This window comes from Mesorhizobium sp. M1A.F.Ca.IN.020.03.2.1 (genome assembly GCF_004023205.1).
Lineage (GTDB): Bacteria > Pseudomonadota > Alphaproteobacteria > Rhizobiales > Rhizobiaceae > Mesorhizobium.
Window position 1 is genome coordinate 1 of sequence record NZ_RZSV01000449.1, and the last position, 1,662, is coordinate 1,662.

Annotated in this window: 1 protein-coding gene and 1 pseudogene; both read left to right on the forward strand. The window is 61.3% G+C overall.

What is annotated here, in order from left to right:
- A partial coding sequence (locus tag EOA79_RS31915) for a microcin C ABC transporter permease YejB (RefSeq protein ID WP_164894065.1) occupies positions 1 to 970 on the forward strand: 970 nt, incomplete at its 5' end.
- Positions 970 to 1,662: pseudogene (locus EOA79_RS31920) on the forward strand (ABC transporter permease); the annotation flags it as partial. The gene EOA79_RS31915 and the pseudogene EOA79_RS31920, both read left to right, overlap by 1 nt.

The window sequence follows — 1,662 nt, forward strand, 5'->3', positions numbered from 1 at the left end:
CACCAACCAGGGCGGCACGGATCGCCTCGGCGGCGGCGGTGGCGACGCGGGCGCCACCAATTTCGACGTCGCCGGCGATGTCGGCTCGAAATATCGCGGGGCCCAAGGGTTGGACCCCGAATTCATCAAGAAGCTCGAAAAGCAGTTCGGCTTCGACAAGCCGCCGCTCGAGCGCTTCGGCATGATGCTGTGGAACTATGCCCGCTTCGACTTCGGCGACAGTTATTTCCGCGACATCTCGGTGCTCGACCTGATCCTGGAAAAGATGCCAGTGTCGATCTCGATTGGGCTCTGGATCACGCTGCTCTCCTACCTGATCTCGATCCCGCTCGGCATCCGCAAGGCGGTGCAGGACGGCTCGACCTTCGATGTCTGGACGAGCGGCGTGGTGATCGTCGGCTATGCCATCCCCGGCTTCCTGTTCGGCATCCTTTTGATGGTGCTGTTTGCCGGCGGCTCGTTCTGGGATTGGTTCCCGCTGCGCGGCATCGTTTCCGACAATTGGGACCAGCTGTCCTGGCCGGACAAGATCATCGACTATTTCTGGCACATGACGCTGCCGCTGACCGCACTTGTGCTGTCGGCCTTCGCCACGACGACGCTTTTGACCAAGAACTCGTTCCTCGAGGAGATCCGCAAGCAATATGTGGTGACGGCGCGCGCCAAGGGTCTGTCGGAGCGCAAGGTGCTTTATGGCCATGTCTTCCGCAACGCCATGCTGATCGTTATCGCAGGGTTCCCGGGCGCCTTCATCTCGGCCTTCTTCACCGGCTCGCTGCTGATCGAAAACATCTTCTCGCTCGACGGGCTCGGTCTGCTCGGCTTCAAGTCGGTGATCGACCGCGACTACCCGGTGGTCTTTGCCAATCTCTACATCTTCTCGCTGCTCGGCCTGTTCGTCGCCCTGCTCTCGGACCTGATCTACACCTGGGTCGATCCGCGCATCGATTTCGAGCGGAGAGACGTCTGATGACGGCAGCTTCGGCAGAAGCCAAGCCGGCCCGCGCCGCCCGGCCGTGGTTGTCGCCGCTCAATCAGCGGCGGCTGCAAAACTTCAAGGCGAACCGGCGCGGCTACTGGTCGCTGTGGATCTTCCTGTTGCTGTTCGTGCTGTCGCTGTTTTCCGAATTGATCGCCAACGACAAGCCCATCATCGCCTCCTACAAGGGCGAGATCCTGTTTCCGGTTCTGGTCGCCTACCCGGAAGAGAAATTCGGCGGCTTTTATGCCGTCACGGACTATCGCGATCCGGTGATTCAGGACGAGATCAATGCCAATGGCTGGATGATCTGGCCGCCGGTCCGCTACTCCTATCAAACGGTCAACAACGCCATCCCAGAAGCCGCACCCGCCAAGCCGTCCTGGCTTTACGACAAGAAGACGCGCTGCAGCCAGTATCCGCAGGGCGAAGCCGATCCGAACTGCGTCGTCGGCAACTGGAATTGGCTGGGCACCGACGACCAGGCGCGCGACGTGCTGGCACGCGTGCTTTACGGCTTCCGCATCTCGGTGCTGTTCGGGCTGATCCTGACGCTCGGCTCCTCGCTGATCGGCGTCGCGGCCGGCGCGGTGCAAGGCTATTTCGGCGGCTGGACGGACCTTCTGTTTCAACGCTTCATCGAGATCTGGTCGGCGATCCCGGTGCTTTATCTGCTGCTCATC